This window comes from Kitasatospora sp. NPDC058184 (assembly GCF_042883725.1).
Taxonomy (GTDB): domain Bacteria; phylum Actinomycetota; class Actinomycetes; order Streptomycetales; family Streptomycetaceae; genus Kitasatospora.
On record NZ_JBHVVE010000029.1, the window covers coordinates 69,042 to 93,642 of the forward strand.

Below are 24,601 nucleotides of genomic sequence, written 5' to 3' on the forward strand. Positions count from 1 at the left end.
CCGTCCCCTCCGGTCGTTCAGGGGCCGCCGTCGCTCAGCGGGCGCCGCCGCTCAGAGGTCGCCGTCGTTCCGGTTGGGCAGTCCGCTCTGGGCGGCGATCGTGTTCCAGAGCGTGGCGGCCTGCTTCTTCGCGGTGGTCGCGGTGCCGCTGGCCTGGACGGCGTTCTTGTAGTGCGGGTTGTCCTGCTTCTTCGCGTCGCAGCCGCCCTGGGCGTCCTGCGCCCAGGCCGCGTACTCGTCGTCGGCCTGGGCCGAGGCCGTCCAGGCCGCGTTGAGCTGGTCGACCAGCTGCTGGCCGCCGGGCAGCTTGTCGGTCTTCAGCTGGCCGAGCTTGCTCTGGAGCTCGCGCCTCTTGCCGGCCGCGGCGGTCAGCGCCTGCTGGGACTCGGGCAGCTTGTCGCACTTCTGCACCGAGGCGACCGCGGAGACCACCGAGCTGCGGCTGTCGCTCGCGGTGCCCAGCAGGTCCGACAGCGGCTGCGCCTGGGCCTTGACGTCCGGGTCGACGGCCGCGCCGGAGCCGCTCGCGCTCGCCGTCCCGGGGGCGCCGGTGCCGGTGGCGCCGGCGGTGGCGGCCACCGGGCCGGTCTTCTTGGTGTCGTCCGTGGGCTCGCTGCCGCCGTTCATCAGGACGGCGACCAGGATGCCGGCCGCCGCGCAGCCCGCCACCACACCGCCGATGATCAGCTTGTTGGACGGACGCCCGCCCCGCCCAGAGCCACCCGCCTGGGTCGCGTCGAAGCCCTGGCCGTAGTCCTGCCCCTGCTCCGGGGCGTAGCCCTGGTGGTAGTCCTGCGCCGGGTAGGCAGGCTGCGGCTGCGCGGCCGGCGGGTAGGCCTGGTACCCCGGCGCGGGCTGCGGCTGCGGGTAGCCGGGCTGGGCCTGCGCCGCCGGGTAGCCGGCCGTCTGCGGGTCGCCGCCGGGGTACGGCGGCAGGTACTGGGTCTCCGGGGCCGGATCGGGCTGCGGCGCACCGTACCCGGGCTGCGCGGCGCCGTAGCCGGGCTGCGGCGCGCCCCACGGGGCGTTCGGCGCGGGCATCGGCTGGCCCGCCATCGACTGGCCGGGCATCGGCTGCGCGGGCATGGCCTGGGTCGGCAGCGCGTGCGCGCCCTCGCCGAGGTACTCCGGCTGCCCGGACGGCTGTCCCACCGGCGGCACCGCCGAGTGGGCCTGCGGCGGGCCCGGCTGGCCCGGCTGGCCCGGCTGGCCCTGGGGCTGGCCGGGCTCGGGGCGGAACAGGTCGTCCAGGTTGAAGTCACCGGAGTTCGGGTACGAGCGGCGCTGACTCAACGCGATTCCTCACCTGTGCAGGACCGCGCACTGACGGCGGACCACATCTCGTCGGTTCTTGGGAGCATCACAGTTCCATTGGACGTCGCGCCCACGCTACCGGTTCGCCTCACCGGGTGACCACGTGGGCGGGACATCCGTCACGCTCCCTGCACAGACGATCCGCGGCGGCCCCTGGTTAGGCCGCCTCGGCGTCGGCCCGGGCGTGGAACTCCCGGACCACCCGCTGCTCCCGGTAGGGCTCCAGGCGGCGCCGGAACTCGTCCAGGTACTCCACGCCCCGGTTGGAGCGCAGCCCGCTCAGCAGCCGGACCGCCTGGGTGCCCGTCTCGCAGGCGCGTTCCAGGTCCCGCTGCTGGAGCTGGGCGGTGGCCAGCAGGACGAGGTCCACCGCGCGGCGCCGGACCCGGGTCGGCGGGTGCAGGTCGAGCGCCCGCCGGGCGTAGTGCTCGGCCGGGCCGGCCTGCTCCAGGTCCCGGTGGCAGTGGGCGAGCTCGTCCGCGAGGTAGGCGTCGTCGAAGTGGGCGATCCAGTCCGGGTCGTCCTCCGGGCGGCGCTTCTCCATCGCCTCCAGCGCCCTGGCCGACACCGTCTCGCAGGAGCGGGCGTCGCCGAGCAGGGCGTGGCCGCGGGCCTCGGCGGCGTAGAACATCGCCATCGCCGTCGGGGTGGCCACCGAGCGGGCGCCTTCCTGGGCGGCGCGGGCGAGTTGGGCGATCTCGCGCGGGTTGCCGAGGGTGGCGGCCAGGTGGCTCATCGAGGCGGCCAGCACGTAGCCGCCGTAGCCGCGGTCGTCGGCGGCCTGGGCCAGCCGCAGCGCCTGGATGTAGTAGCGCTGGGCGAGCCCGGGCTGTCCGGTGTCCACCGCCATGTAGCCGGCCAGTTCGGTCAACCTGGCCACGGCGGCGAAGAGTTGGCGCCCGGTCTCCTCCCGGTAGGCGCCGCCGAGCAGGCCGGAGACCACCGAGTTGAGGTAGTGCACCACCACCGGGCGCACGTGGCCGCTGCCGAAGCGGTGGTCCAGGTCGACCAGCATCGCGGTGGTCGCCTTGATCGCGGCCACGTCGGTCGGACCGACCCGGGGGCCGCCGGCCCGCGCCACCACCGGGTCCGGCGGGGTGATCAGCCAGTCCCGGCTGGGCTCCACCAGCGCGGAGGCGGCGACCGTCGCGCCGGTCAGGAAGTCCCGCCGGCCGACGTCACTGCGCCACAGCTCGCACACCTGCTCCAGGGCGGCGCCGATGGTCGGCGCGAACTGGAGCCCGATGCCGGAGCTCAGGTTCTTGCCGTCCGCCATGCCGATCTCCTCGACCGACACGCTGCGGCCGAGCTTGCGGCCGAGGGCCTCGGCGATCACGGCCGGCGCCTGCCCGCGCGGCTGCTGCCCGCGCAGCCAGCGGGCGACGGAGGTCTTGTCGTACCGAAGGTCCAGCCCGTGCTCGGCGCCGCAGAGGTTGACCCTGCGGGCCAGGCCGGCATTGGAACAGCTGGCCTCCTGGATCAGTTGCTGCAGACGCTCGTTGGGCTGTCGTGCGACGAGTGGTCTCGCGGCCATTGGGCTTCGCCTCCCCACACCCTCCGGTCCCGGCCGGCGGGCGACGATTCTGCTGATCTGTTGCCGACTGTCCGACCGTCCAAGGAATCTGACACCAGGTTAGCGATCAGCAACGCCAGCGGGATACCCACGGTGACGAACCGCACCCCCCTTGCGCCCTGGTAAATGCTCCTGTGCGCCCCCGCTGCGCCTGCCCTCGGGCCCTTCAACTCGGTCGACTAACCGGAACGGGTGACATTGCCGCGATGCACCCAACCGGGCGGCTCCGGGCCGTAACCAGCCTCACGCACGGTAGTTGAGCACCCCGTGGAAGACATCCCCGACGCGGACCGGAACGAGAAGGCCGCTCCGCCCCCCTTACTCATCGAAGCCGTCGGCTACGCCGAGACCCGCCACTGGGAGGTCGCCCCGGGCGCCTGGCTGGTCGACGACGGCGACGGCGGCGTCCGCTGCTCCTGCGGCGACCGGCGCTGCACGCTGCCGGGCGCCCACCCGCTGGACCCGGACTGGGCGCGGCAGGCGAGCGCCGGCCCCGGCGCGGTGCGGAGCTGGTGGACCGAGCGGTCGCAGGCGTCGATCCTGCTGCCCACCGGGCGCTCGTTCGACGTCCTGGACGTCCCGGAGACGGCCGGCTGCCTGGCGCTCGCCCGGATGGAGCGGATGGACCTCCAGCTCGGCCCGGTGGCGGTCCAGCCCGCCGCGCCCGGGCGGATCGGGCGGCGGCTGCACTTCCTGGTGCTGCCCGGGGTCGCGGCCAGGCTCCCGGAGATGCTCCGCCGGCTCGGCTGGCCGCCCGGCCGGCTGGACCTGGTCGCCCGCGGCGAGGGGGACTGGACGGTGGCCCCGCCGTCCCGGATCGGCTCCCTCGGGTACGCCCAGTGGGCCCGCTCCCCCACCGCGCTCAACCGCTGGCTGCCGGACGCCGCGGAACTGATCAGCCCGCTCGCGTACGCCTGCGGCCGCGAGGCGCCCTCGGTCCGCACCGCCGGGGCCGCCCAGCCCGCGCCGGTGGGCTGAGCCCGGGCCGCTCCCCCGACCCGCTCCGTCCGAGCCGCGCCATCCGACCTGCTCCGTTCGGCCCCGGGCGTGTCGGACGCCCCCGAGACCAGCCGCCCTCTGCCGATCGGGTGAGGGCGTGCTCCGCGCGACACCACGCGCGCGAGTGACGGGCCTTGTCCCCCACCGGGGACGGGGCCCGTCATACGCATGTCCGGATAAGGCCTCCGTGTACCCGCTGGTCAACCGGCAAAGCCCCTCGTACGAGTGACAGCACTCAAGGATTGCCATGATCGGCCGAGGGGAGGAATTGCGATGTGTGGGGACGCCGGCAGGGGCGCTCGGACGGGGAAGCCGGGCGGCGGCGACGGAGGGGAAGCGGGAGGGAACAGGAGGGGACGGAGGGGATGGGGAGGACGAAGGGGCCCGCTGCACGGGGAGCAGCGGGCCCCTTCGCCGTACCGGAGCACCCGGCGTACCGGAGTTCTCAGGCGCGGTACGGGCTCAGGCCTGGGCGACGAAGACGTGCTGGGCGATGTCCTTGCCCAGCTCCGCCGCGTTGTCCCCGGTGCCGACCAGCACGCCGCCGACGCCGGCGCTCACCTTGACCGTGGAGCCCGGCCGGACGCCGGCCCGGCGCAGGGTGCTCATCAGCGCGCTGTCCGTCTGGATCGGCTCGCCGATCCGGCGGACCACGACGTCGGCCCCGGCCTCGCCCGGCTTGACGGTGTCCAGCGGGACGAGCCCGGCGTCGAAGCCCTCGCCCTCGGCCTTGGTGTCGCCCAGCTCGTCCAGGCCCGGGATCGGGTTGCCGTACGGGGACTGGGTGGGGTGGCCGAGCATGGCGAGCACCTTGCGCTCGACCGTCTCGCTCATCACGTGCTCCCAGCGGCAGGCCTCCTCGTGCACCTGCTCCCACTCCAGGCCGATCACGTCGACGAGCAGGCACTCGGCGATGCGGTGCTTGCGCATGACGCGCACCGCGAGCCGGCGGCCCTCCTCGGTCAGCTCCAGGTGGCGGTCCCCGGCGACCTGGAGCAGCCCGTCGCGCTCCATCCGGCCGACCGTCTGGCTGACCGTGGGACCGCTCTGTTCCAGGCGCTCGGCGATGCGGGCGCGCATCGGGACGATGCCCTCCTCCTCCAGCTCCAGGATGGTGCGAAGGTACATCTCAGTGGTGTCGATCAGCCCAGACATCGCCGCTGGCTCCGTTCTTCGGTGTCCTCACCGCCAATTCTGACGTACCGGACCGACAACCGGGTCCGCCCCGGGGCTCCGGGGACCCGTTTTGTTCCTGTTGACAACGATGCCGCCGGGGCGCGACCGTGCTCGCCGAAGCTTTCTCCACCGGCGGTCTGGACCACCCGGACCACCCCACCCGGCCGGATCCCCCACCGGCAGAGAGCGAAGGCAGCAGATGAACGACCTGGTCGGCCGGTACTTCGACGCGGCGATCTCCCACCTCCAGCGGGTCCGCGAGGAGGAGGCCGACACCATCGAGGCTGCCGCCGCGCTGCTGGCGGAGGCGATGACCGAAGGTCGCCGGGTATTCACCTTCGGTGCCGGGCACTCCGCGCTGCCGGCCCAGGACGTGGTCTACCGGGCCGGCGGGCTGGTCCCGGTGAACCTGCTGAACGTGCCCGGGATGGCCGGGGTGACGGTGATGCCCGCGCCGCTGTCCAGCGCGCTGGAGCGGGTCTCCGGGCTGGCCACCGCCACCCTGGACCTGACCCCGGCGACCGCCGGGGACCTGCTGTTCGTGATCTCGCTCTCCGGCCGCCAGGTGATGCCGGTCGAGCTGGCCCGGTACGCCCGGGACCGCGGCCTCAAGGTCGTCGGTGTGACCTCGCTCGCGTACCCGCGGGAGGTGCCCTCGGCGCACCCGACCGGCACCTACCTGAAGGACCACTGCGACGTGGTGCTGGACAGCAAGATCGCGGTCGGCGACGGCGAGCTGACCCACCCCGGCGCCGAGACCACCTTCGGCCCGGTCTCCACCATCGTGACCAGCGCGCTGATGCAGGCCGTGGTCGCCTCGGCGGTCGGCCGGCTGGCCGACCGGGCGGCCGCCGGGGAGTGCCCCGCGCCGCCGCTGTTCCGCTCCGGCAACGTCCCGGGCGGCACCGAGTGGAACGCGAAGCAGATGGCCGAGAACGCCGAGCGGGTCTTCTACACCTACTGAGCCGCACTCCCGCCCGGGTGAACCCGCCGGTCCGCACCGGCAGGTCGCCCGCGCACACCCGTCGGCCGCCGCACGCCCCCACCACCTCCCGCACGCTGGGTGCCGGACCGAACACGGGGAGTACCGGACAACCACCGGGTCTTCCCGGCCACATCCGGCCGCCCCGGCCGTCACCAGGCGTACCGGCGAGCCGCCCGGGGCAGGAGAGCGGTGCGACCGGAGCGACTGGTGGGGGCCGAACATGGCGTCTGTTGCGGGACGGACCGGGTGGGTGCGTGAGCGGGACCTGCTGCCCGAGTTCTTCTGGGCCGCCGACGCGGCCTCACTGCGCGGGCAGCGGCGCTCGGTGCTGCTCTCCGCCTGGGAGCTGGTCCTGCTGGTGGTCGCCGCGGCGACCGGCTCCGCCGACGGCGAGCCCTGGGCCTGGCCGGCGGCGGCCGCCTACCTCGGCGCGATCGCGCTGGCCGTGGTGATCAGCCGGCAGAACCCGCAGGGCCTCTGGTACGAGGGCCGGGCGGCCGCCGAGTCGGTGAAGACGCTGGCCTGGAAGTACGCCGTCCGGGCCGACGCCTACCAGCCCCCGCCGCGCCCCCTGCCGGACGCCGAGGGCCTGTACCGCTTCCAGCTCGCCCGGGTGCTCGGCGCGTTCCGGGAGACCCCGGTGGGCGTCCCGGACGCCGGGGTGGAGATCACCCCGGCGATGCGCGACCTGCGCGGGCAGCCGCTGGCGGTGCGCCGCGAGGTGTACCTGGCCGAGCGGATCCGGCTGCAGCACGACTGGTACCGCGCCAAGGCCCGCTACTGCGCCCGCGCCGGGCACTGGGCCGGGGTGCTGGGCGTGCTGCTGCCCGCGCTGGGCCTGGTGCTCGCCGTCCTGCGGGCGCTCGGCGCGTTCGGCTACGACGCGCTGGGCACGGTCTCGGCGGTGGCCGCCTCGGTCGCCGCCTGGGCGCAGCTGCGCCAGTACCGGCCGCTGGCCGCCGCGTACGCCCTGGCCGCCGAGGAGCTGGCGCAGGTCCAGCGCCAACTCGCCCAGCTGGACCTGGAGTCGATGGAGGCCGAGGAGGTCTGGGCCCGCCTGGCCCGGGACGCCGAGGACGCGATCTCCCGCGAGCACACCACCTGGCAGGCGCGCCGGGAGGTGCGCACCACCACCGACCGGGAGCACGCAACCGACCCGGAGCACTGAGGAGGCCGCAGGTGTCGTTACGGACGGTCAAGACGGCGGACGACCGCGCCCTCGCCGTGGAGTCCCTCGGCGACCCGCGCGGCCGTCCGGTCTTCCTGCTGCACGGCATGCCCGGCAGCCGGGTCGGCCCGCACCCGCGCAGCACCGTGCTGTACCGGCTGGGCGTACGGCTCATCTCGTACGACCGGCCCGGCTACGGCGACTCGACCCGGCTGTTCGGCCGCCGGGTGAGCGCGGCGGCCGCGGACGTGCGGACCATCGCGGACGAGTTCGGGCTGGAGAACTTCGCGGTGCTCGGCCGCTCCGGCGGCGGCCCGCACGCGCTGGCCTGCGCGGCGCTGCTGCCGGAGCGGGTCAGCCGGGCGGCGGTGCTGGTCGGCCTGGCCCCGCGCAACGCGACCGGTCTGGACTGGTACGCGGGGATGACCCCGTCCAACGTCCGCGCCTACAAGGAGGCCGAGCGCGGGCACGGCCGGATCGCCGACGCGATGGAGTTCCGCTCCCGGCAGATCAAGGACGACCCGGTCCGGCTGCTGAACGGGCTGCGCACCGAACTCTCCGCCGCCGACCGGGAGGTGGTGGCCGACAGCGGGCTGCGGCGGATGCTCCAGAGCAACTACCGGGAGGCGTTCCGGCACGGCGCGGACGGCTGGATCGACGACGTGCTGGCCTTCACCGCCGACTGGGGGTTCGAGGTCGGGTCGGTCCGGGTGCCGACCTGGCTCTGGCACGGCGCGGACGACCAGTTCTCGCCGGTCGACCACTCCCGCTGGCTGGCCGACCACATCCCGGACGCCGAGCTGTTCCTGGAGCCCGGCGCCGCGCACTTCGGGGCGTTCCGGGTGATGACCACCGCGCTGGCCTGGGCGGCCGGCTGGGGTGCCCCGGGGGGTTCGGACCTCCACCGGCGTCCGGGGCGCTGAGCGGCCGTCAGATGGGCTGGACCACCGGCGTCAGCGGCGCCGAACCGCCGAGCACCGCCAGCACGTTGTCCACCGCCAGGCCGCCCATCGCCTGCCGGGTGCGGACGGTGGCGCTGCCCAGGTGCGGGGCGAGCACGGCGCGCTCCTGGGCGAGCAGCGCGGACGGGACGGCCGGCTCGCGCTCGAAGTTGTCCACGGCGGCGGCGAACAGCGCGCCGGACTCCAGCGCGGCGGCCAGCGCCTCCTCGTCCACCACGCCCGCGGTCATGCTGACCACCACCGCGCCGCGCGGCAGCAGGGCGAGCCGGCGGGCGTCCAGCAGGTGCCGGGTGTCGGCGGTGAACGGGCAGGTGACGACCAGCACGGTGGAGGTGGCGAGCAGTTCCTCCAGCGGCTTCCAGTCGGCGCCCCCGGCCTGCTCGGGCGGCAGTTCGCGGCGGTTGTGGTAGCCGACCGGCATGTCGAAGGCGCGGGCCCGGCGGGCCACCGCCTGGCCGATCCGGCCCATGCCGAGCACGCCCAGCGGGGTGCCGGCCAGCTCCATGCCGAGCAGGAAGTTCGGCGCCCAGGTCCAGGGCGCGCCGGAGCGCAGCAGCCGCTCGCCCTCGCCGAGCCGGCGGGTGGCGGCCAGCAGCAGCGCCCAGGCCATGTCGGCGGTGGCGGTGGTGAGCACGCCGGGGGTGTTGGTGACCAGCACCCCGCGTTCGGCGCAGGCGGCCACGTCCGCGTTGTGGTAGCCGACGGCGTGGTTGGCGACGACCGCCAGCCCCGGGCCGGCCGCGTCGAGGAACTCGGCGTCCACCCGGTCGTCCAGGGTGGTGATCACGGCCCGCCGGCCGCGGACGGCGTCCAGCAGGGCGGCCCGGTCCATCGCCAGGTCGGAGTCGTGGCAGGTGACGGCGTGGTGCGCGGTGAGCCGTTCGATGACGCCGGGGGCGAGGCGCCGGGTGACCAGGACCGGGGGCGGGGTGCTCATGGTCCGGCAGCGTACCCCGCCCCCTGCCCGGTCAGACCGGCTGCGGCTCCAGGTCCCGGTTGATCCGCTTCCAGCCGCGCGCGGCGACCGTGTTGGGGTGCTCCTCGCCGAACTGCCGGATCAGCTCGGAGATCGCCCGGGCCCGCAGTTCGGCCGCCTGGGTGTGCCGCCCGCCCGACCGCAGGGTGATCGCCAGGTTGGCCTCGCAGGCCACCGCGTCCGGGTGCTGGGCGCTGTAGCGGTCGCAGAGCCCCTGGTACGCGGCCCGGCCGAGCCGTTCGGCGCGGTCCAGCTGCCCGTCGTCGCCGTAGGCGTTGGCCAGGTTGATCATCGCGTTGAGGGTGTACGGGTGCTCGGGCCCGACCGAGCGGGTCAGCCCCTCGAAGGTGATCCGGCCGCGCTCGATGGCGCCCGGGACGTCGCCGCTGCCCCGCAGGTAGATGCCGAGGTTGTTGGCGCAGGCCAGGGTGAACGGGTGCTCGTCGCCGAACAGCCGCCGGTGGCCCTCGAAGACGGTGGAGCAGAGGTCGCGGGCGGCCTCCTTGTCGCCGGAGGCGCTGTGGTCGGCGGCCAGGTTGAGCGCGCAGGCGAGCGCGTCGGGGGCGTCGGCGCCGTAGCGCTCCAGGTAGCGCTCGTAGGTCTCCTTGGTGATCCGGCGGGCCTCGGCGAGCTGGCCGATCCGGCGCAGCGAGACGGCCAGCGACTTGGCGTTGCGCAGGTTCTCCGGCAGGTCCGGGTCGAGCACGTCGCCGAGGTCGGAGGTGACCTCCTGGAGCAGGTCCACCGAGCCGCGGTAGTCGCCGAGTTCGCGCAGGTCGCGGGCCAGGTTGGACTTGGTGGACAGGGTGTAGGGGTGCTTGGGGCCGAGGACGGCGGTGCGCCGGTCGAGGGTCTCCTGGTCGAGTTCGCGGGCCGCCTCGCTGTCGCCGACCAGCCGGTAGTCGATCGCCAGGTTGTTCGCCATGGAGAGCGTGCGCGGGTTGTCGTCGCCGAACAACTCGCGGAACTGGTCGAGGATTTCGCGGTCGAGGTCGAGGGCGGCCTGGAACCGGCCGAGCGCCCTGCGGTCGGCGCCGAGCGAGCCGGCCGTCATCAGGGTGTACGGGTGGTGCTCGCCGAGCAGGGCCCGCTGGCGCTCCAGGGTGTCCTCGTCCAGGGCCAGCGCCTCGCCGTAGTTCCCCTGGGAGCGCAGCACGTTGGCGAGCTGGAAGCGCAGCAGCAGGGTCTGCCGGTCGTCCTCGCCGAGCTTGCCGGTCCACTCCACGTCCAGGGCGTGGCCGAGGTCGCGGGCGCGGTCGAGCTCGCCGCGCTTCCACAGGTAGCGGACCCGGTCGATGAGCAGCTGGCGGGTGTCCGCCTCGTCGCAGTTGTGCGCCTTGGACGGCGACAGGTGCGGCCAGATCTCGTCGAAGGCGGGCCAGTTGGCCGGGTCGTCGGTGTCGCCGAGGACGGGCCGGGCGCCGGTGAGGATGCGGTGCACCTCGTGGACGGCGACCTCCTGCTCGTCGGCGGTCATCCCGGCCCGGATCACCGCCTGGACGAGCCGGTGCACCTGGAAGCTGTTGCTGCCGGCGTCGACCTTGGCCAGCGCGTACCGGCCGATCGCCTGGATCACCTTGCCCAGCATGAACTTGTCGCTGAGGTCGGCGTCGAACCGCACCAGCGCCCGGATCATCTGGTCGCTGTAGAAGAGGTTCATCGAGATCGGCTCGGGCGCGAAGAAGGCGCAGAGCTGGAGCAGCCGGACGGCCGCCGGGGACTGCTGGCGCAGCCGTCCGATCGACACGTTCCAGGTCGCGGCGACCGGGGTCGGGTAGTCGGCCGGGCGGCCGACGGCCAGCGCGCGGGCGGCCTCGGCGTGCAGCTGGGAGACGTAGGTCTCCACCGGGGTGCCGGTGGTGTCCAGCCAGGCGGCGGCCACCTCGACGGCCAGCGGCAGGTCGCCGACCGCCTCGGCGACCCGGTCGGCGTCCGGGCGGGAGAGGCTGCGGGCGCGCCGGCACAGGTGCTCGACGCTCTCCCCGCGGGTGAAGACGTCGACCTCCAGCGCCTCGGCGTGCCCGGTCCAGGCCTGGTTCCGGGAGGTGACCAGGATGTGGCCGGAGCCGCCGGGGAAGAACCGGCGGATCTCGGCGGGCTCGTCGGCGTTGTCGAAGATCAGCAGCCAGCGCGAGGTGGGCACGCCGCGCCGCAGCGCCTCCCGGGCCGCCTCGGCGGCCTCGGTGACCGAGTCGCCGACCCGCAGGCCGAGCCGGCGGGCGAGTTCGGCGAGCGCCGGGGCGACCAGCTCGATCTGCTCGGCGTCGATCCACCAGACCAGGTCGTAGTCGGACATGAAGCGGTGGGCGTACTCCAGGGCCACCTGGGTCTTGCCGACGCCGCCGAGCCCGTACAGGGTCTGCGGGGTGGGCAGCACGGCCGCCATGCCGCCGCGCAGCTGGTTGCGCAGCTGCTCCAGGACGGCGGCGCGGCCGGTGAAGGAGGGGTTGCGCGGCGGGACGTCCCACACCGAGGGCTTGCTGCCGGGAAAGCGCGGGCCGCCGCTGGGCGCTTCGTCGAGCGGGGAGTCGCCGCGGCCGAGCGCGCGCAGCAGGCTCTGGATCGACTGGGTCTCGTCGCGGCCGACCAGGTCGACCGGGTTGCGGTTGCTGAACGGCGCGGTGAGCCGGACGTCGCCGACCCGGACCGGCAGCAGCTGGCGCCGGGTGCCGGAGGGGTCGGAGCTGACCACCGACTCCCACAGCGCCCGCGCCTGCGGGGAGCGCTGGTAGGCGGGCGAGAGCACGGCGACCGTCCGGTACGCGGAGTCGATGCCGCGCTCGGTCTCCTCGCGCGGGTCGGTGCCGGCGCTGAGGTCGCGCGGCAGCACCCGGAAGCCGGCCCTGGTCAGGACGGACTCGATCCAGTCCGCCCACATCCGGTCCTCGGGGACGTAGGACAGGTAGAGGTCGGCGGGCACGGACGGGCGGCGGCGGGTGAACGCGTCCACGTAGCGCAGCCGCACCTCCTCGTCCATCGGCGGCAGGCCGGCCGCCCGGCCCTCGGTGATCATGGAGGTGAGCCGCTCGCAGGCGGCCAGCATCGAGGTGGGCGTGCCGGTCTGGTCGCCGAAGGTCGCGAGGATCTCCTCGTAGGCGTAGAACGGCCGGTACGGGATCTCCACCGAGCCCCAGTACTGGGCGAGTTCCTCGCCCTCGAAGCCGGTCGGCAGCCCGTCGAAGCGGACCCGGGCGAGGGCGCGGCCGGCGTCCGCCTTCTCCTTCTCGCCCTCGTCGATGCGCATCGGGACGGGCAGGATGCGGATGCCGCGCTCGCGGTAGCGGTCGTGGATGTGCTGGGCGATCCGGGAGGCGCCGTCGATGGACTGGTCGCTGAGGGTGAAGCAGACCACCAGGTCGTCGGGCATCTGGACGGTGCAGATCTCGGCGATGTCGGACAGGCCGGTGCGGGAGTCGATCAGCACGTAGTCGTAGCGCTTGGCCATGTCGGCCTTGAGGGCGTCGAAGAACTGCCCGCCGTCGAAGCGGTCGTAGAAGATGTCCCAGTCGAGGTGGGTGACGGCCTCGGAGTAGTCGCGGTTGAACTGGCCCGCGGAGAGGAAGTCCAGGCTGCCGCCGGCCGGGAAGTGCGGCCAGATGAGCGAGAGCGCGTGCGGGTGCACCCGGGCGAAGTCCAGGTGCCAGCCCTCGGCGTGCTCGACCGGGCGCAGCGCCTCCTCCCGGTACTCGGCGATCAGGTCCATCATGCCGGTGGTGCCGGCCAGCGAGGCCTGGTCGAGGAACGGGTGGAAGAACTTGGCGAGGCCGGGCGCCTCCAGGTCCCAGTCCACGGTGAGCACCCGGAACCCGTTGGCGGCCAGGATCCAGGCGGTGTTGGCGAGCGCCATGGTGCGGCCGGTGCCGCCCTTGTACGAGTAGAAGGTGATGATCCGGCCGTTGCGGTCCTGCTCCGCCGCCTGCCGCTGGGCGGCCAGGTCGGCGGCGGTGAGCCCGCCGAGGCGCAGGTTCCTGGTGACGTTATCGCTCATGCGGCCACCTCGCTGCGCTCGGCGGTCGCTTCGCGAGACACGCACCCTCCGATGATTCGTTCGCTTCGCTCACTCATTGCGGTCCTCGTCCTCCCAAGGGCGCCATCCCGTCATCGGGTTCATCGCCGTCGTCGCGGTACGGTGCGTGCTCGCGGTGCGGGTCGTTGCCGTTGTTCCGACTCCGGTGCTGGGTGCGGCCGTTGCCGTTGCTTCTGCTGTCGGCGGGGTCGTCCCCCTGGTCGTCCCCGAAGGGGTCCGCCGAGGCTCCGTCCGACCCGTACCCGCCCCCTGGGCGCCGGAACGCGTCCCGCAGGCTCGGCCGCGGTGGCGGCGGTTCCTCCGGTTCGGCCCGGGTGCGGCCCTCGAAGGCGTACTTGGCCTTCATCGCCGCCCGGGGCAGCGCGTCGTCGAAGTCCTCCAGCGTGTGCAGCCCGGTCGGGCCGGTCGCGCCGAGGAAGCTCGGCCGGCTCGCGCGCCGGGTGATGCGCAGCGCATCGTCGCTCAAGTCGCCGAGTTCGTCGGAGCGTTCGGCGCACTCGGGGTCGTCGCCGTTGAACGGCTCCAGGATGCTCACCCAGGTGGCGTCCGAGCGGTCGAAGCGCCGGACCAGTTCGCGCCGGCGCGGATCGCGCAGCGCCCAGCGGTCGAGCAGCAGCAGGCCGGGCGCCTCGGCGTTGCCGTCGATGATCGACTCGACCTCGTCGTCGAACTCGTGCACGGTCGGCTGGAACCCCAACTGCCGGGCAAGGCGGGCCGCGTGCTGGGCGATCGGCGAGCCGACCGGCCGGTACGGGTGCCAGTCGGTGCGCCGTTCGCCGTAGTAGTCGGGGCTGCGGTCGGCGGGCAACTCGTTCTGGTGGTAGGAGAGTACGGAGATCCGCAGCTGCTTGGTCGGGGCGGTGACGTTGAAGGCGCTCGGGAGGGTGTTGAACTCCAGCCGCCGCCCGACCGGGATCACCGTCTCCTCGGCGACCTGGACGATCCGGGCCGCCAGCCGGTGCACGGCCAGCTCGTAGGAGGAGCGGAAGTAGCTGAGCTTCATCAGCGCGTAGAGCCCCTCGGTGGCGTACTCGGGTCCGAAGCTCGTGTGGTTGAACTGGAGTTCACTGGCCACGTTCGGCAGCCGGTAGCGGCTCATCGGCGCCCACAGCACCGGCACGATGCCGCTGGTGCGCTCGGAGTCGAGGTTCGCCGGGTAGACCGGTCGGCGGGTGAAGGCGTGCCACTCCTGGCCGCACGGAACGCTGTTGAAGTACCTCGGGGAGTACAGGGGTACGAAGACCCGGCACGTCGCCAACTCGTCGGACAGCCGTTCGGCCCACAACTCGCCCTGGTGCATGGACTCGTCCATGAAGCCGACCGCGACCCCGTCCGGGACGGTGGTGAGCTGCAGCACCGCCTCGCAGAGATCCCGGTACAACTGCCTGACCCAGTGGTTCGGGTCGCTCGCGCCCCGCGCACCGGCCTTGGGGGTGTGCGCGTAGGAGAGGAAGAAGTACGGCCGGGCGTCGTCCTCGTCCCAGCCCCGGTCAGTCACACGCGCCTCCCCCGGGCCCGTCGGCAAACCTGCCTCCCGCAGCCCCCGTGCGGCGGGGCTTCAGTGTAGGAACGACTGACACCCCAATGGAATAGCACAACGTCTCGCACGAATTGACATGACCGAAACGATGCCGCCACCCGTGCACAGGGAGCAGTACCCTCGTTCCGGCCGCCACGCACCACCAGGAGGGCATCCGTGGACCACCTCGACTGGCAGAGGTCCAGCACCAGCAGCGACAAGGATGACTGGATCGAGATCGCCTCCGCGGGCGACCACGTCTACATCCGGCAGTCCAACGACCCCACCCTCGTCGTCACCACCACCCGCATCAAGTTCAACGCCTGGGTCCGCGGCGCCAAGGCCGGCGAGTTCGACCACTTCGTCGCCTGACCCCGTCGGGCCCCTGAGGCGGGAACGGGAAAGCCGGACAATTCAGCGCCTTTCCCGATTTCTCCCGCAGACTTCCGCACCGCCGCGGACCCGGCCGGTTCCGCGGTGCGGAATGGGCCGGGCCCGCGGTCGACCGGCTATTCGCCGGGCCGCGCGTGCGAAGAAATCATTTCCACAATGTTTCGGCCGGTTGCACCGCACCGGAACGACGCCCTGATCCCGTACGATCGCGCGCCCGGCGCCCCGGTCAGCCGACGGCGGCCAGTTCGAGGTCCGCGTACGCCTGGCGCGCCCGCTCGATGTCCTCGCCGTACAGTTCCGACCAGGCGACGATGCCCTCGACCAGTCGCAACAGGCTCTCGCCCATGGGCGTGAGCTCGTACATCACGGCCGGCGGACGGCTCCCGACGACCCGGCGCCCGATGAAGCCGTCCCGCTCCAGGCGGACCAGCGTCTCGGACAGCACCTTGCCCGAAACGCCCTCCATGCCGGATTTCAGATCGCAGAATCGTCGCGCACCGGCGGAAATCTGCTGACAGGCGAGCATCGTCCACCGCTCGCCAATGCGGTCCATTACCAGACGCGCAAGACAGTCACCATTCATTTCGGTCTCCCCCCGTGGACCGGCTGTTACTTCGGGGTAACCATAACTCCCCGGGGTGCGGTCGTCACGGTGAAGTGGATCACGGTCCTGATCTATAACTGGGGACCTCCTCGATCACCACTTCCCAGGGGTTCCCCATGACCATTTCGCCCGAGAAGACCGTCACGGCCCTCGCCGCGGCCGCCCAGGCCGCGCCCGAGTGGGCCGCCGCGGGGGCCACCGTCCGCTTCGTCCTCAGCGACCCCGACACCGAGGTGACCCTCGACCCGCGGGGCCGGACCACCGACGACGCTCCGACCCACGTGCTGCGGATCAGCTGGGCCGACCTGCTGGACATCACCTCCGGCCGACGCACCTTCATGCGCTCCGTCACCGGCCGCCGGCTGTCCTCGCACGGCCCGGTGATGCAGACCTTCGCTTTCGGCCAGGCCCTGGCGGCCTTCGGCCTCGGCCGCTGAGCACCCGGAGTCCGGAATCCCGGACTCCGAGCCCTCCGGACGTCCACCACCCCAGACAAGGAGCACCCATGTCCACCCTCCACTCCCCCGCCGACCACCCGCTGCTCGCCGCCCACGAGGCGGACGCCCTGCGCACCGTGGTCGCGTTCGCCAAGGACCAGGTGGCCCCCGGCGCCGCCGAGCGCGACGCCGTCGAGAAGGGCCAGGTGGACTGGGACACCGTCCGCGCCGGTCACCAGGTCGGCCTGCTGCGGATGGCGATCCCCCGGGAGCTGGGCGGCCTCGGGCTGAGCCAGATCGCCGTCTCGCTCGTCCTGGAGGAGCTGGCCGCCGCCGACCCCGGCATGGCCGTGGTCTTCGGCGCGACCGGCCTGTTCCAGACCCCGATCCTGATCTCCGGCGACACCCGCCTCCAGGAGCGCTACCTGCCGAAGTTCCTCGGCCCCGACCCGGTCCTGGCGTGCAACGCCGTAGCCGAGGAGCGCAACGGCACCGACCTGGTGCTCCCGCAGAACGCGCCGCACGCCCAGGAGATGACCAGCGCGAGGCGTTCCGGCGGCGAGTTCCTGCTGAACGGCACCAAGCGGTACATCACCAACGCCCCGGTGGCGACGTACGCGACGGTCATGGCCAACCTGGAGGGCGAGCCCGGATCGACCGGCCTGACCTGCTTCGTCACGGACCTGGAGCAGGACGGCGTCACCCGCGGCGAGATCCACGACAAGGTCGGCTACCGGACCGCGCCGGCGGGCGAGCTGGTCTTCACCGACGCCCGGGTCCCCGAGGAGAACGTCCTCAACGGCCTGGCCGGCGGGTGGGACCTCAACGTGGCGATCGGCAACGTGACCCGGGTGACCTGCGCGGCACTGGCCACCGGCATCGCCCGGCACGCCCTGGAGCGGGCCGTCGCCTGGAGCGGCAGCCGCCGGCAGGGCGGCCGGCTGCTGTACGAGCACCAGATGTCCGCGCGCAAGCTCGCCGACATGGCCGCGCGCGTCTCCGCCTCCCGGGCCCTGTACCTGGACGCCGCGGTGAAGGCCGACAACGTCATCCCGACCCCCGCGTACGAGCCGGCCGTCGCCAAGCTGGTCGCCGACCGCGCCGCCATCGACAACGCCGACGCCGCCATGGCCCTGATCGGCGCCCAGGCCTTCCAGCGCGGGGACGGCATGGACCGGGTCCTGCGGGACGCCTACGGGCCGCGGATCTACGAGGGCTCCCCCGAGGCGCTCGCGCTCGTGATCACCGGTGAGCTGTTCTCCGTCCCGGAGATCCGATGACCACCGCCCTCGCCGACCGCCACCGCGACGACCTCCTGCGCGACGGCGCCGACATCACCCTGCCGGGCCTGGAGGAGTCGCTCACCGGGGACCCGCTCTTCCACGCGGTGAGCCCCGAGGGGCTGCTGGTCCTGACCGTCGCCGGCGCGCGGCTGCCGGCCGCCGCGCTGGACCAGGTCTACCGCTTCCGCCTGGTGCAGTACCTCCAGCGCGGGTGGGTCGACGCGGCCGCGGTGGCCGCCCGCGGTCTGCGCGCCGAACCGTACGACGAGTTCGCGCTGCGGGACTTCCACACCCTCGTCGTGGAACGGTCCACCGGGCGCCTGCGCGGCTACGGAACCCTGGCCGCGGCCCGCGACCACGCCGACACCCCGCTCGGCGACCCCGGCCACCGGCCGTTCGTCGTCGAGCGGGACTACGCCCTCCCGCTGGCCGAGCACCTCGGCCCGCAGACCCCCTCGCACCTGGTGCGGGAGGGCAAGCGCCTGGTCCGCGACTACGCGATGCCCCGCTCGCAGGCCGCGGTCAGCGTCCCCTGGTGGGTCTACCTAGCCTGGGCGGCCGGCTGCCTGGAGGTGCTGGACAGCGACCCGGCCGCCGCGATCGTGGGCGACGGCAAGCTCGAAGGGGCCGTCAACCAGCTGCGCCTGCTGGGCTTCGCGGTGCGGACGCTGGATGTCGCACCCGTCCCGCCCGACCCCACCGACCTCTTCGCCCCCATGTGGGACCAGCAGGAGCGCTCGTACCCCTTCGTCCTCACGGACGACGGGGCGCTGCGGCCGACGCTGGAACACCTGCGGACCGTGCTCGGCTCCGGCCGGGAGGGCTCGGTGCGCTCCCGACTCGTCGACTTCCTGGAGGCCCGGTCATGACCGCGATCGACGTGGAGACCCCCGAACAGGCCCGTGAGCTGGACGAGGCGCAGTTCTACGCGTGCCTGACCCAGCGCAACCAGGGCCTGATCCCGGACGAACTCCAGGAACGGATCGGCCGGACGCGCCTGCTGATCGCCGGCTGCGGCTCCATCGGCGGGGCCACCGTCCAGCCGCTCGGACGGATGGGGTACCGGCACTTCGTCCTGGCCGACGTCGGCACGTACGAGCTCAACAACCTGAACCGGCAGAACGCCACGGTGGACGACCTGGGCCGGAACAAGGCCTCCGTCGGCGTCGATCTGCTGCGCGGGATCAACCCGCACGTCGACGCCCGGGTCGTCCCGGACGGCATCACCGCGGCCAACGTCCGGGCGCTGGTGGAGCAGGCGGACGTGATCGTCGACGGTGTCGACGTCACCACCCCCTCGGGCCTCGCGGCCAAGATCCGCCTGCACCAGGAGGCCTGCCGCCAGCGCAAGCCGCTGGTGACGGCCTGGGACATGGCGGGGATGCTCGCCGCCCAGTGCTTCGACTACCGGGTGGTCCGGGAGATCTTCGACGGCCAGATCGCCCCGGGCGACGAGGAGCGTCTGGACACCTGGGAGGTGGTCTTCCGGATCGCGCCCCGGGCGCACATCCCCGGCGAGATGTACCGGGAGCTGCGCCGCGGCCTGGCCCGGCCGGACTACAGCGTTCCCCAACTCACGGAGGCGGCGACCCAGTTCGGCGCGCTCGCGGTGCACATGGTCAACGTCCTGGTCTCCGGGCGGCCCCTGCCCCGCACCGTCGCGGTGGACGTCCACCACGTCGCGATGACCAGGGGCCGGCGCCTCGTCGACCGCCTCCACCGCCACCTGGAGCGGGCCCGTTTCCTCGCCTGGCTGCCGCCGGAGCAGGCCTGGAACGGCTTCGCCCCCGCACCGGTCTACCGGGCCCGCCGCCAGTGGGCCCTGCGCGCGGCCGGCCCGTCGAGAGAGAGGACAGCACCATGACCAGTGACTTCACCTACACCGACATCCGCAGCGCCGGCATCCGGCTGACCGCAGAGGAGTCGGAGCAGATCGCCCGGGCCGCGCTGGCCGTCGCCCTCGACTTCCGCGGGCACTCGCTGCACGACGCCGGTCTGCTGCACGCGGTCGAGCTGGCGGCCGCCGCGCTGCCGGCCCCGGTCCGGCGGGCGCTCATCGCGTTCCGCGACCGCAGCAACGCCGGCGGCTGCCTCCTGCTCACCGGCCTGCCGGTCGGAACGCTGCCCGCCACCCCGGACCGGCCGGGGTCGGAGCCGACCTGGTCGGAGGTCCCGGTGGCGACGATCAGCCAGCTCATGGTCATGTCGATGCTCGGCCGCTCCATCTCCTACAGCGACGAGAAGGACGGCCGGCTGGTCCAGGACGTCTGCCCGAAGCGCGGCGCCGAGCAGCGCCAGGAGAACAGCGGCTCCGTCCTGCTGGAGCTCCACACGGAGGACGGCTTCCACCCCAACCCGCCGCACTTCCTCAGCCTGGTCTGCCTGCGCGCGGACCACGACCAGGTCGCCGCCACCGTCAGCGGCGGGATCGGCGACGCCCTGCCGCTGCTGGACGCCGAGACGGTGGCGGCCCTGCGGCGGCCGGAGTTCCGGACCAGGTTCAGCTCCTCCTTCGTCCCGGACGCCTCGGTGGGGGTGCTGACCGCGCCCATGCCGGTCCTCTCCGGCGAGGAGGACTGCCCGGACCTCATGGTGGACTTCCACGCCACCGTCGCGACCACGCCGCGGGCGCGGACCGCGCTGGAGCGGCTGGAGGAGGCCGTGCGCCGCACGCTCAAGGGGCTGGTGCTCCGGCCGGGCGACCTGATCATCCTGGACAACCGCCGTGCGGTGCACGGGCGCACCGACTTCACCCCGCGCTACGACGGGAACGACCGCTGGCTGCGGCGCTCCTTCGTGGTCACCGACCTGCGGCCGCTCAACGGCCACCTCGGCCAGGGCGGTCAGGGCCGCAGCCACCGGCCGGTGACCCCGGTGGCGGCCGGCGCCGAGCGCGTGCTGGTGGGCACGGCCGGCGTCTGACGCCCCGGGCTCAGGCCATCCACACCCGGGCGTCGGCGTTCTCGTCGGTGATCCGCTTCAGTTCCCCGTCGACGGTCGCGGCCGCCCGCCGGAAGACCTCCCGCCCCGCTTCGGTGAGTCGGATCTGGTAGCCGCGGCCGTCGCCCGGGGAGGGCCTGCGGTCCACGTACTCCGCGTCGACCATCTGCGTCAGCATCCGGGAGACCTGGGGCTGGCTGCGCGAGGTGCGGGTACTGACCTCTCCCGGGCGGACCCAGTCCCCCTCCGCCCACAGCACCTCCATGATCTCGTACGCGGTCACGCAGAGGTCGAACTCGTCGGACAGGGTGTGCTCGATCCTCTGGTTCATCTGCGCGCAGACGCGCACCAGGGACAGCCACCGATCGGCAAGAGGAGTGTTCGCCACGCTCCGCAGTCTAGATCCGACCCCCCTTCCATGTCGATTCATGCGCATGTATCTTGTTGCCCCGGAAAGGAGAACCGATGACTGAGGCAATCTCACTCGTGGACGCCAAGCAGGAGAACGACCGAGGAACCGAGCAGGGGCAGGAGCGGCAACCCGCCAAGACCTCCTGGATGCCGATGGCCGCCGTCGGCGTCGCCCAGCTGATGGTCATGCTGGACTCGACGGTCGTGAACGTGGCGCTGCCCTCGATCGGCTCCGAGCTCCCCGCCGACCAGACCGCCCTCCAGTGGACGATCAGCGCCTACATCCTCATGTACGGCAGCCTGCTGCTGTTCGGCGGCCGCGTCGCCGACGTCGTCGGACGGCGCCGGTCCTTCCTGGCCGGCCTGACCACCTTCGCCGTCGCGTCCGTCCTGTGCGGCCTCGCCGGCAACCAGGAACTGCTGATCGCCGGCCGCGTGCTCCAGGGCCTGGGAGCCGCGGTGCTCTCCGCCGCCGCCCTGTCGATCGTGGTGACGGTGTACCAGAACGAGGACCAGCGCAAGGCCGCCCTCGCCACCTGGAGCGGCCTCGGCGTGATCGGGGCCATCCTCGGCGCCGTCCTCGGCGGGCTCGTCGTCTCGGCCGTCAGCTGGCGCTGGGCCTTCCTGATCAACATCCCGATCAGCCTCGCCTCCGGGATCATCGGCCTGCGCAGCCTGCCGGCCATGCGCGCCGACGGCCGCCGCCCGCTGCGCCTGCCCACCGCCTTCTTCGCCACCGCCGGCCTGGCCTGCCTGTCCTTCGGCCTGATCCGGCTGCACGACGGCATGACCTCCGTCACCGCGTGGGCCAGCATGGGCCTGTCCGTACTCCTGCTCGCCGGCGTCGCCCGGGCCGAACTGGGCAAGTCCGACCCGCTGCTCCCGCTGCACCTCCTGCGCATCCCCACCTACTGGCTCAGCAGCCTCGGGCTGCTGCTCGCCGCGATCGTGATGATGGGCAGCTCCTACCTGGCCAGCAACTACTTCCAGGGCGCGCACGACATGAGCGCCTTCGCCACCGGCCTCTCCATGCTCCCCATGGGCCTGGCCGCGCTGGTCTTCGCCTCCGTCGTGCCCAACCTCATCGGCGCCGTCGGCCCGGGCCTGACCTACCTGATCGGCGCACTCACCCAGATCGCCGGCGCCGCCGTCCTGGTCACCGGACCGTCCAGCACCGTCGTCGCCATCGTCGCACTGACCGTCATCGGGGCCGGCCTGCCCACCTGCTTCGTCCCGCTGTACGGGGTCGGCACCTCCCACGTGCTCCCCGAGGAGTCCGGCGTCGGCTCCGGCCTGCTGAACACCTTCAACGAGAGCGGCGCCGCCCTCGGCATCGCGGTGATCGGCACCATCCTGGCCACCTCCACCGACGGCGAGCTGGCCTCCGGCGCCACCGCCCCGGACGCCATGACCACCGGCGTCGGCAACGGCTTCCTCGCCGTCGTGATCTGCGCGGCCCTCGCCGCCTGCATCGCCCTGGGCCTGCACCGGCTGACCCGTGCCGCCGGGCGGACCGCGACCACGGAGTCCTGAAACCACCCCCTCCCCGGGCCGAACCGGCCCCCCGGAACGCCCGACCGGCCCCCCGCCGGTCGGGCGTTCCGCTGTCCGGGCCCGGGGGTCACCCCCCGTAGCGGGCGGCCAGGGTCCGGACCGTTGCGGCGATGCGGGCGCGGAGTTCGGCCGGTTCCAGGACCTCGACGTCGGCGCCCAGCCGCAGGAACTCCCCGTGCGCGTGGTCCAGCGACTCGATCGGCACCCGGGCCTCCGTCCAGCCGTCGGCCGCGGCGGCGACCCCGAGGCGCCGGGCGCCCTCCGGGGTGAGCCGGAGCAGCGCCTCCCCGGTGTGCAGCCGGGCCCGGAAGTCGGCGAGGTAGTCCGCCCAGTACGCGCCCAGGCCGAAGCCATCCGGCACCGCGAACCCCTCGTCCAGCTCGCGCAGTTCGACGACCTGGTCGACCCGGTACGTGCGCATCCCGGTCGGCCCGGCGGCGACCAGGTACCAGCGCCCCGCCTTCAGCACCAGCCCGTACGGCTCCACCCGCCGCTCGATCTCCTCCGGCGCCCGCCAGCGCCGGTACCGCAGCACCACCGCCCGCCGCTCCCACACCGCGGCGGCCACGGCGGCCAGGTGCGGGGTCTCGTCCGCCGCGCCGTACCAGCCGGGCGCGTCGAGCAGGAAGCGCTCCTGGATCCGCCCGGCGTGCTCGCGCAGCTCGGCCGGCAGGGCCGCCCGCAGCTTGAGCTGGGCGGCGGCGAGCGCCTCGCCCAGGCCCAACTGGGCTGCGGCGCCCGGGAGTGCGGCGAGGAAGGCGGCCTGGGCCTCGGCGGCGGTCAGCCCGGTGAGGCGGGTCCGGTAGCCGTCGACCAGCCGGTACCCGCCGGCGTGCCCGGCGTCGCCGTACAGCGGGACACCGGCGGCGGCGAGCGCCTGGACGTCCCGGTAGACCGTGCGGACGGAGACCTCCAGCTCCGCCGCCAGCTGCTCGGCGGTCAGCCGGCCCCGGTTCTGGAGCAGCAGGAGCAGGGCCACCAGCCGACTCGCGCGCATGCCGCCCAGTATCCACTGACAGGGGATGTCAGGGGAGCGCTCCTACGCTGCGGCCCATGAACGACTTCACCCGCACCGGGGCGGCCACCGCATGAGCCCCGTCGTCGAACTCCGCCGGTACACCTTGCACCCCGGCGCCCGGGAGACCCTGATCGAGCTGTTCGAGCGCGAGTTCGTGACCGGCCAGCAGGCGGTCGGCATCACCGTCGGCGGCCGCTTCCGCGACCTGGACGACCCGGACCGCTTCGTCTGGCTGCGCGCCTTCCCCGACATGGCCGGCCGGCGGCGCGCCCTGGAGGCCTTCTACGGCGGCCCGGTCTGGCGGGAGCACCGCGACGCGGCCAACGCCACCATGGTCGACAGCGACGACGTCCTGCTGCTGCGCGGCCCCTGCTTCACCCCGCCCGCGGGCGCCCGCGAGGTCCTCGCCACCGTCTGCCACCCGGCCGACGCCGCCGCCTTCGACGCCTTCGCCACCGAACACCTGCTCCCGGCCCACGCGTTGCACCGCACCGAGCACGCCGAGAACGACTTCCCCCGGCTGCCCGTCCGCACCGGCGAGGACGTCCGCGTCTGGTTCGGCCCCGCCGAGCCGGCCCCCTGGCCGTCCCGGCGACTTCGGCTGGAACCCGTCACGCCGTAGCCCGCCGGACGCACCCCGCCGCACCCGCTCCGTCAGGGGCCGACGAGCCCCGCCAGCTCGTCGGCCGACTCCGGTGCCAGGCGGTAGAACCCCTGGAGGCCGACCGCCCGTTCGAGGCGGCCGTCCACCACGTGCTTCAGGTTCCGCGCCCGGTTGCGGCGGTTGCGCCAGGTGAGCCGCTCCAGCAGCTCGCCCGGCACCGGCCGGTCGAAGCGCACCGGCGTCGCGTCCACGTGCACCGCCGAGGCGCCGCAGCCGCCGGCGCCGAGCATCGACCAGGCCTCGTGCCCGGGGAACGCCGGGTCGTCCCAGCTCGCGGCGGCGGCGCCGCAGCAGTCGCCCCGCTCCCGGTCGACCACCCGCATCCGGCTCACCACGAACACCTCGCACCGGTTGACGTGCAGCGCGTACACCTCGTCCCCGGCCCTGGCCCCCGACCAGGCGGGCAGCGAGGTGTGCACCCCGCTGAAGGCGACCGGGGGCCGGGCACCCACGTGGCCGGCCTTGCGCAGGGCGCGGCAGGTCGGCTGGGTCCACAGGACGGTGAAGGCGTCGGGCATGCGGCGATCGTAGGAGCGGGCACGGACAACGGCGGGTGCGCGTTCCCTGCGCGCGCCGGGCACGTGCCCTACGCGCCCGC

22 protein-coding genes are annotated in these 24,601 nt (G+C 73.6%); 12 read left to right on the top strand and 10 right to left on the bottom strand.

Translation table 11 applies throughout. The features are described 5' to 3' along the window. Positions 1 to 51: 51 nt before the first annotated feature. Complete coding sequence (locus tag ACFVXH_RS36315; RefSeq protein ID WP_387830409.1) at positions 52 to 1,293, bottom strand: hypothetical protein; 1,242 nt, start codon at positions 1,291 to 1,293, stop codon at positions 52 to 54. A 178-nt stretch (positions 1,294 to 1,471) separates the two neighbouring features. Beyond that, positions 1,472 to 2,848, bottom strand: coding sequence for a hypothetical protein (locus ACFVXH_RS36320; protein ID WP_049649968.1), 1,377 nt, complete (start codon positions 2,846 to 2,848; stop codon positions 1,472 to 1,474). A 306-nt stretch (positions 2,849 to 3,154) separates the two neighbouring features. On the opposite strand from ACFVXH_RS36320, the gene ACFVXH_RS36325 reads away from it, so the two are divergent. Further along, complete coding sequence (locus tag ACFVXH_RS36325) at positions 3,155 to 3,865, top strand: bifunctional DNA primase/polymerase (RefSeq protein ID WP_053111970.1); 711 nt, start codon at positions 3,155 to 3,157, stop codon at positions 3,863 to 3,865. A 483-nt stretch (positions 3,866 to 4,348) separates the two neighbouring features. On the opposite strand, the gene ACFVXH_RS36330 is transcribed toward ACFVXH_RS36325, so the two are convergent. Then, positions 4,349 to 5,041: a metal-dependent transcriptional regulator gene (locus tag ACFVXH_RS36330; RefSeq protein ID WP_049649967.1), complete on the bottom strand. Its 693-nt coding sequence runs from the start codon at positions 5,039 to 5,041 to the stop codon at positions 4,349 to 4,351. A 220-nt stretch (positions 5,042 to 5,261) separates the two neighbouring features. Between ACFVXH_RS36330 and ACFVXH_RS36335 the strand changes: the two genes are divergently transcribed. From ACFVXH_RS36335 to ACFVXH_RS36345, 3 genes are all read left to right on the top strand, one after another. Further along, a complete protein-coding gene (locus ACFVXH_RS36335) occupies positions 5,262 to 6,026 on the top strand; it encodes a sugar isomerase domain-containing protein (RefSeq protein ID WP_049649966.1) in 765 nt (254 codons plus the stop codon). 271 nt (positions 6,027 to 6,297) lie between these two features. Beyond that, on the top strand, positions 6,298 to 7,215 hold the full coding sequence (locus ACFVXH_RS36340; RefSeq protein ID WP_049649965.1) for a DUF4231 domain-containing protein: 918 nt from the start codon (positions 6,298 to 6,300) through the stop codon (positions 7,213 to 7,215). 11 nt (positions 7,216 to 7,226) lie between these two features. Then, complete coding sequence (locus ACFVXH_RS36345) at positions 7,227 to 8,138, top strand: alpha/beta fold hydrolase (protein WP_049649964.1); 912 nt, start codon at positions 7,227 to 7,229, stop codon at positions 8,136 to 8,138. 7 nt (positions 8,139 to 8,145) lie between these two features. Here the strand turns inward: ACFVXH_RS36345 and ACFVXH_RS36350 are convergent, their stop codons facing one another. From ACFVXH_RS36350 to ACFVXH_RS36360, 3 genes are all read right to left on the bottom strand, one after another. After that, entirely contained in the window at positions 8,146 to 9,114 is a 969-nt protein-coding gene (locus tag ACFVXH_RS36350; protein ID WP_387830413.1) for a 2-hydroxyacid dehydrogenase, read from the bottom strand. Positions 9,115 to 9,145: 31 nt separating this feature from the next. Then, positions 9,146 to 13,141, bottom strand: coding sequence for an FxSxx-COOH system tetratricopeptide repeat protein (gene fxsT / locus ACFVXH_RS36355; RefSeq protein WP_375876388.1), 3,996 nt, complete (start codon positions 13,139 to 13,141; stop codon positions 9,146 to 9,148). A gap of 73 nt (positions 13,142 to 13,214) precedes the next feature. After that, positions 13,215 to 14,678 (bottom strand): TIR-like protein FxsC, encoded by a 1,464-nt coding sequence (locus tag ACFVXH_RS36360; protein ID WP_387830416.1) that lies wholly within the window; start codon positions 14,676 to 14,678, stop codon positions 13,215 to 13,217. A gap of 198 nt (positions 14,679 to 14,876) precedes the next feature. Here ACFVXH_RS36360 and ACFVXH_RS36365 point away from each other — a divergent pair, with 198 nt between their 5' ends. Beyond that, the gene (locus ACFVXH_RS36365; RefSeq protein WP_074005498.1) at positions 14,877 to 15,071 is read left to right on the top strand and encodes a DUF397 domain-containing protein; all 195 of its coding nucleotides are present in this window, start codon (positions 14,877 to 14,879) and stop codon (positions 15,069 to 15,071) included. A gap of 247 nt (positions 15,072 to 15,318) precedes the next feature. Here the strand turns inward: ACFVXH_RS36365 and ACFVXH_RS36370 are convergent, their stop codons facing one another. Next, positions 15,319 to 15,675: a helix-turn-helix domain-containing protein gene (locus tag ACFVXH_RS36370; RefSeq protein ID WP_063780062.1), complete on the bottom strand. Its 357-nt coding sequence runs from the start codon at positions 15,673 to 15,675 to the stop codon at positions 15,319 to 15,321. 137 nt (positions 15,676 to 15,812) lie between these two features. On the opposite strand from ACFVXH_RS36370, the gene ACFVXH_RS36375 reads away from it, so the two are divergent. The 5 genes from ACFVXH_RS36375 (at position 15,813) to ACFVXH_RS36395 (ending at position 20,338) form a co-directional block, all read left to right on the top strand. Next, a complete protein-coding gene (locus ACFVXH_RS36375) occupies positions 15,813 to 16,133 on the top strand; it encodes a hypothetical protein (protein ID WP_387830418.1) in 321 nt (106 codons plus the stop codon). 68 nt (positions 16,134 to 16,201) lie between these two features. Continuing rightward, positions 16,202 to 17,413, top strand: a complete 1,212-nt coding sequence (locus tag ACFVXH_RS36380; RefSeq protein WP_074005496.1) for an acyl-CoA dehydrogenase family protein — start codon at positions 16,202 to 16,204, stop codon at positions 17,411 to 17,413. Beyond that, on the top strand, positions 17,410 to 18,285 hold the full coding sequence (locus ACFVXH_RS36385; RefSeq protein WP_387830420.1) for a hypothetical protein: 876 nt from the start codon (positions 17,410 to 17,412) through the stop codon (positions 18,283 to 18,285). The genes ACFVXH_RS36380 and ACFVXH_RS36385 overlap by 4 nt, the downstream gene beginning before the upstream one ends. Beyond that, the gene (locus ACFVXH_RS36390) at positions 18,282 to 19,280 is read left to right on the top strand and encodes a ThiF family adenylyltransferase (RefSeq protein ID WP_053111967.1); all 999 of its coding nucleotides are present in this window, start codon (positions 18,282 to 18,284) and stop codon (positions 19,278 to 19,280) included. Before ACFVXH_RS36385 ends, ACFVXH_RS36390 begins: the two co-directional genes overlap by 4 nt. Further along, complete coding sequence (locus tag ACFVXH_RS36395) at positions 19,277 to 20,338, top strand: TauD/TfdA family dioxygenase (RefSeq protein ID WP_387830422.1); 1,062 nt, start codon at positions 19,277 to 19,279, stop codon at positions 20,336 to 20,338. Before ACFVXH_RS36390 ends, ACFVXH_RS36395 begins: the two co-directional genes overlap by 4 nt. Positions 20,339 to 20,348: 10 nt before the next feature. On the opposite strand, the gene ACFVXH_RS36400 is transcribed toward ACFVXH_RS36395, so the two are convergent. Continuing rightward, a complete protein-coding gene (locus ACFVXH_RS36400) occupies positions 20,349 to 20,744 on the bottom strand; it encodes a MarR family winged helix-turn-helix transcriptional regulator (RefSeq protein ID WP_158077779.1) in 396 nt (131 codons plus the stop codon). A 77-nt stretch (positions 20,745 to 20,821) separates the two neighbouring features. Between ACFVXH_RS36400 and ACFVXH_RS36405 the strand changes: the two genes are divergently transcribed. Beyond that, entirely contained in the window at positions 20,822 to 22,300 is a 1,479-nt protein-coding gene (locus ACFVXH_RS36405; RefSeq protein ID WP_387830424.1) for an MFS transporter, read from the top strand. A gap of 88 nt (positions 22,301 to 22,388) precedes the next feature. On the opposite strand, the gene ACFVXH_RS36410 is transcribed toward ACFVXH_RS36405, so the two are convergent. Then, entirely contained in the window at positions 22,389 to 23,318 is a 930-nt protein-coding gene (locus ACFVXH_RS36410) for a helix-turn-helix transcriptional regulator (RefSeq protein ID WP_380782601.1), read from the bottom strand. Between the two features lie 91 nt (positions 23,319 to 23,409). Between ACFVXH_RS36410 and ACFVXH_RS36415 the strand changes: the two genes are divergently transcribed. Beyond that, complete coding sequence (locus ACFVXH_RS36415; RefSeq protein ID WP_387830427.1) at positions 23,410 to 23,961, top strand: NIPSNAP family protein; 552 nt, start codon at positions 23,410 to 23,412, stop codon at positions 23,959 to 23,961. Between the two features lie 32 nt (positions 23,962 to 23,993). On the opposite strand, the gene ACFVXH_RS36420 is transcribed toward ACFVXH_RS36415, so the two are convergent. Beyond that, complete coding sequence (locus ACFVXH_RS36420) at positions 23,994 to 24,521, bottom strand: hypothetical protein (RefSeq protein WP_387830429.1); 528 nt, start codon at positions 24,519 to 24,521, stop codon at positions 23,994 to 23,996. Positions 24,522 to 24,601 lie beyond the last annotated feature (80 nt).

What these genes read in the sequence shown, in the direction of transcription:
- ACFVXH_RS36320 (WP_049649968.1), bottom strand. Translation starts at nt 2,848, where the DNA reads ATGGCCGCGAGACCACTCGTCGCACGACAGCCCAACGAGCGTCTGCAG.
- ACFVXH_RS36330 (WP_049649967.1), bottom strand. Translation starts at nt 5,041, where the DNA reads ATGTCTGGGCTGATCGACACCACTGAGATGTACCTTCGCACCATCCTG.
- ACFVXH_RS36335 (WP_049649966.1), top strand. Translation starts at nt 5,262, where the DNA reads ATGAACGACCTGGTCGGCCGGTACTTCGACGCGGCGATCTCCCACCTC.
- ACFVXH_RS36350 (WP_387830413.1), bottom strand. Translation starts at nt 9,114, where the DNA reads ATGAGCACCCCGCCCCCGGTCCTGGTCACCCGGCGCCTCGCCCCCGGC.
- fxsT (WP_375876388.1), bottom strand. Translation starts at nt 13,141, where the DNA reads ATGAGCGATAACGTCACCAGGAACCTGCGCCTCGGCGGGCTCACCGCC.
- ACFVXH_RS36370 (WP_063780062.1), bottom strand. Translation starts at nt 15,675, where the DNA reads ATGAATGGTGACTGTCTTGCGCGTCTGGTAATGGACCGCATTGGCGAG.
- ACFVXH_RS36375 (WP_387830418.1), top strand. Translation starts at nt 15,813, where the DNA reads ATGACCATTTCGCCCGAGAAGACCGTCACGGCCCTCGCCGCGGCCGCC.
- ACFVXH_RS36380 (WP_074005496.1), top strand. Translation starts at nt 16,202, where the DNA reads ATGTCCACCCTCCACTCCCCCGCCGACCACCCGCTGCTCGCCGCCCAC.
- ACFVXH_RS36385 (WP_387830420.1), top strand. Translation starts at nt 17,410, where the DNA reads ATGACCACCGCCCTCGCCGACCGCCACCGCGACGACCTCCTGCGCGAC.
- ACFVXH_RS36390 (WP_053111967.1), top strand. Translation starts at nt 18,282, where the DNA reads ATGACCGCGATCGACGTGGAGACCCCCGAACAGGCCCGTGAGCTGGAC.
- ACFVXH_RS36395 (WP_387830422.1), top strand. Translation starts at nt 19,277, where the DNA reads ATGACCAGTGACTTCACCTACACCGACATCCGCAGCGCCGGCATCCGG.
- ACFVXH_RS36405 (WP_387830424.1), top strand. Translation starts at nt 20,822, where the DNA reads ATGACTGAGGCAATCTCACTCGTGGACGCCAAGCAGGAGAACGACCGA.
- ACFVXH_RS36410 (WP_380782601.1), bottom strand. Translation starts at nt 23,318, where the DNA reads ATGCGCGCGAGTCGGCTGGTGGCCCTGCTCCTGCTGCTCCAGAACCGG.
- ACFVXH_RS36415 (WP_387830427.1), top strand. Translation starts at nt 23,410, where the DNA reads ATGAGCCCCGTCGTCGAACTCCGCCGGTACACCTTGCACCCCGGCGCC.
- ACFVXH_RS36420 (WP_387830429.1), bottom strand. Translation starts at nt 24,521, where the DNA reads ATGCCCGACGCCTTCACCGTCCTGTGGACCCAGCCGACCTGCCGCGCC.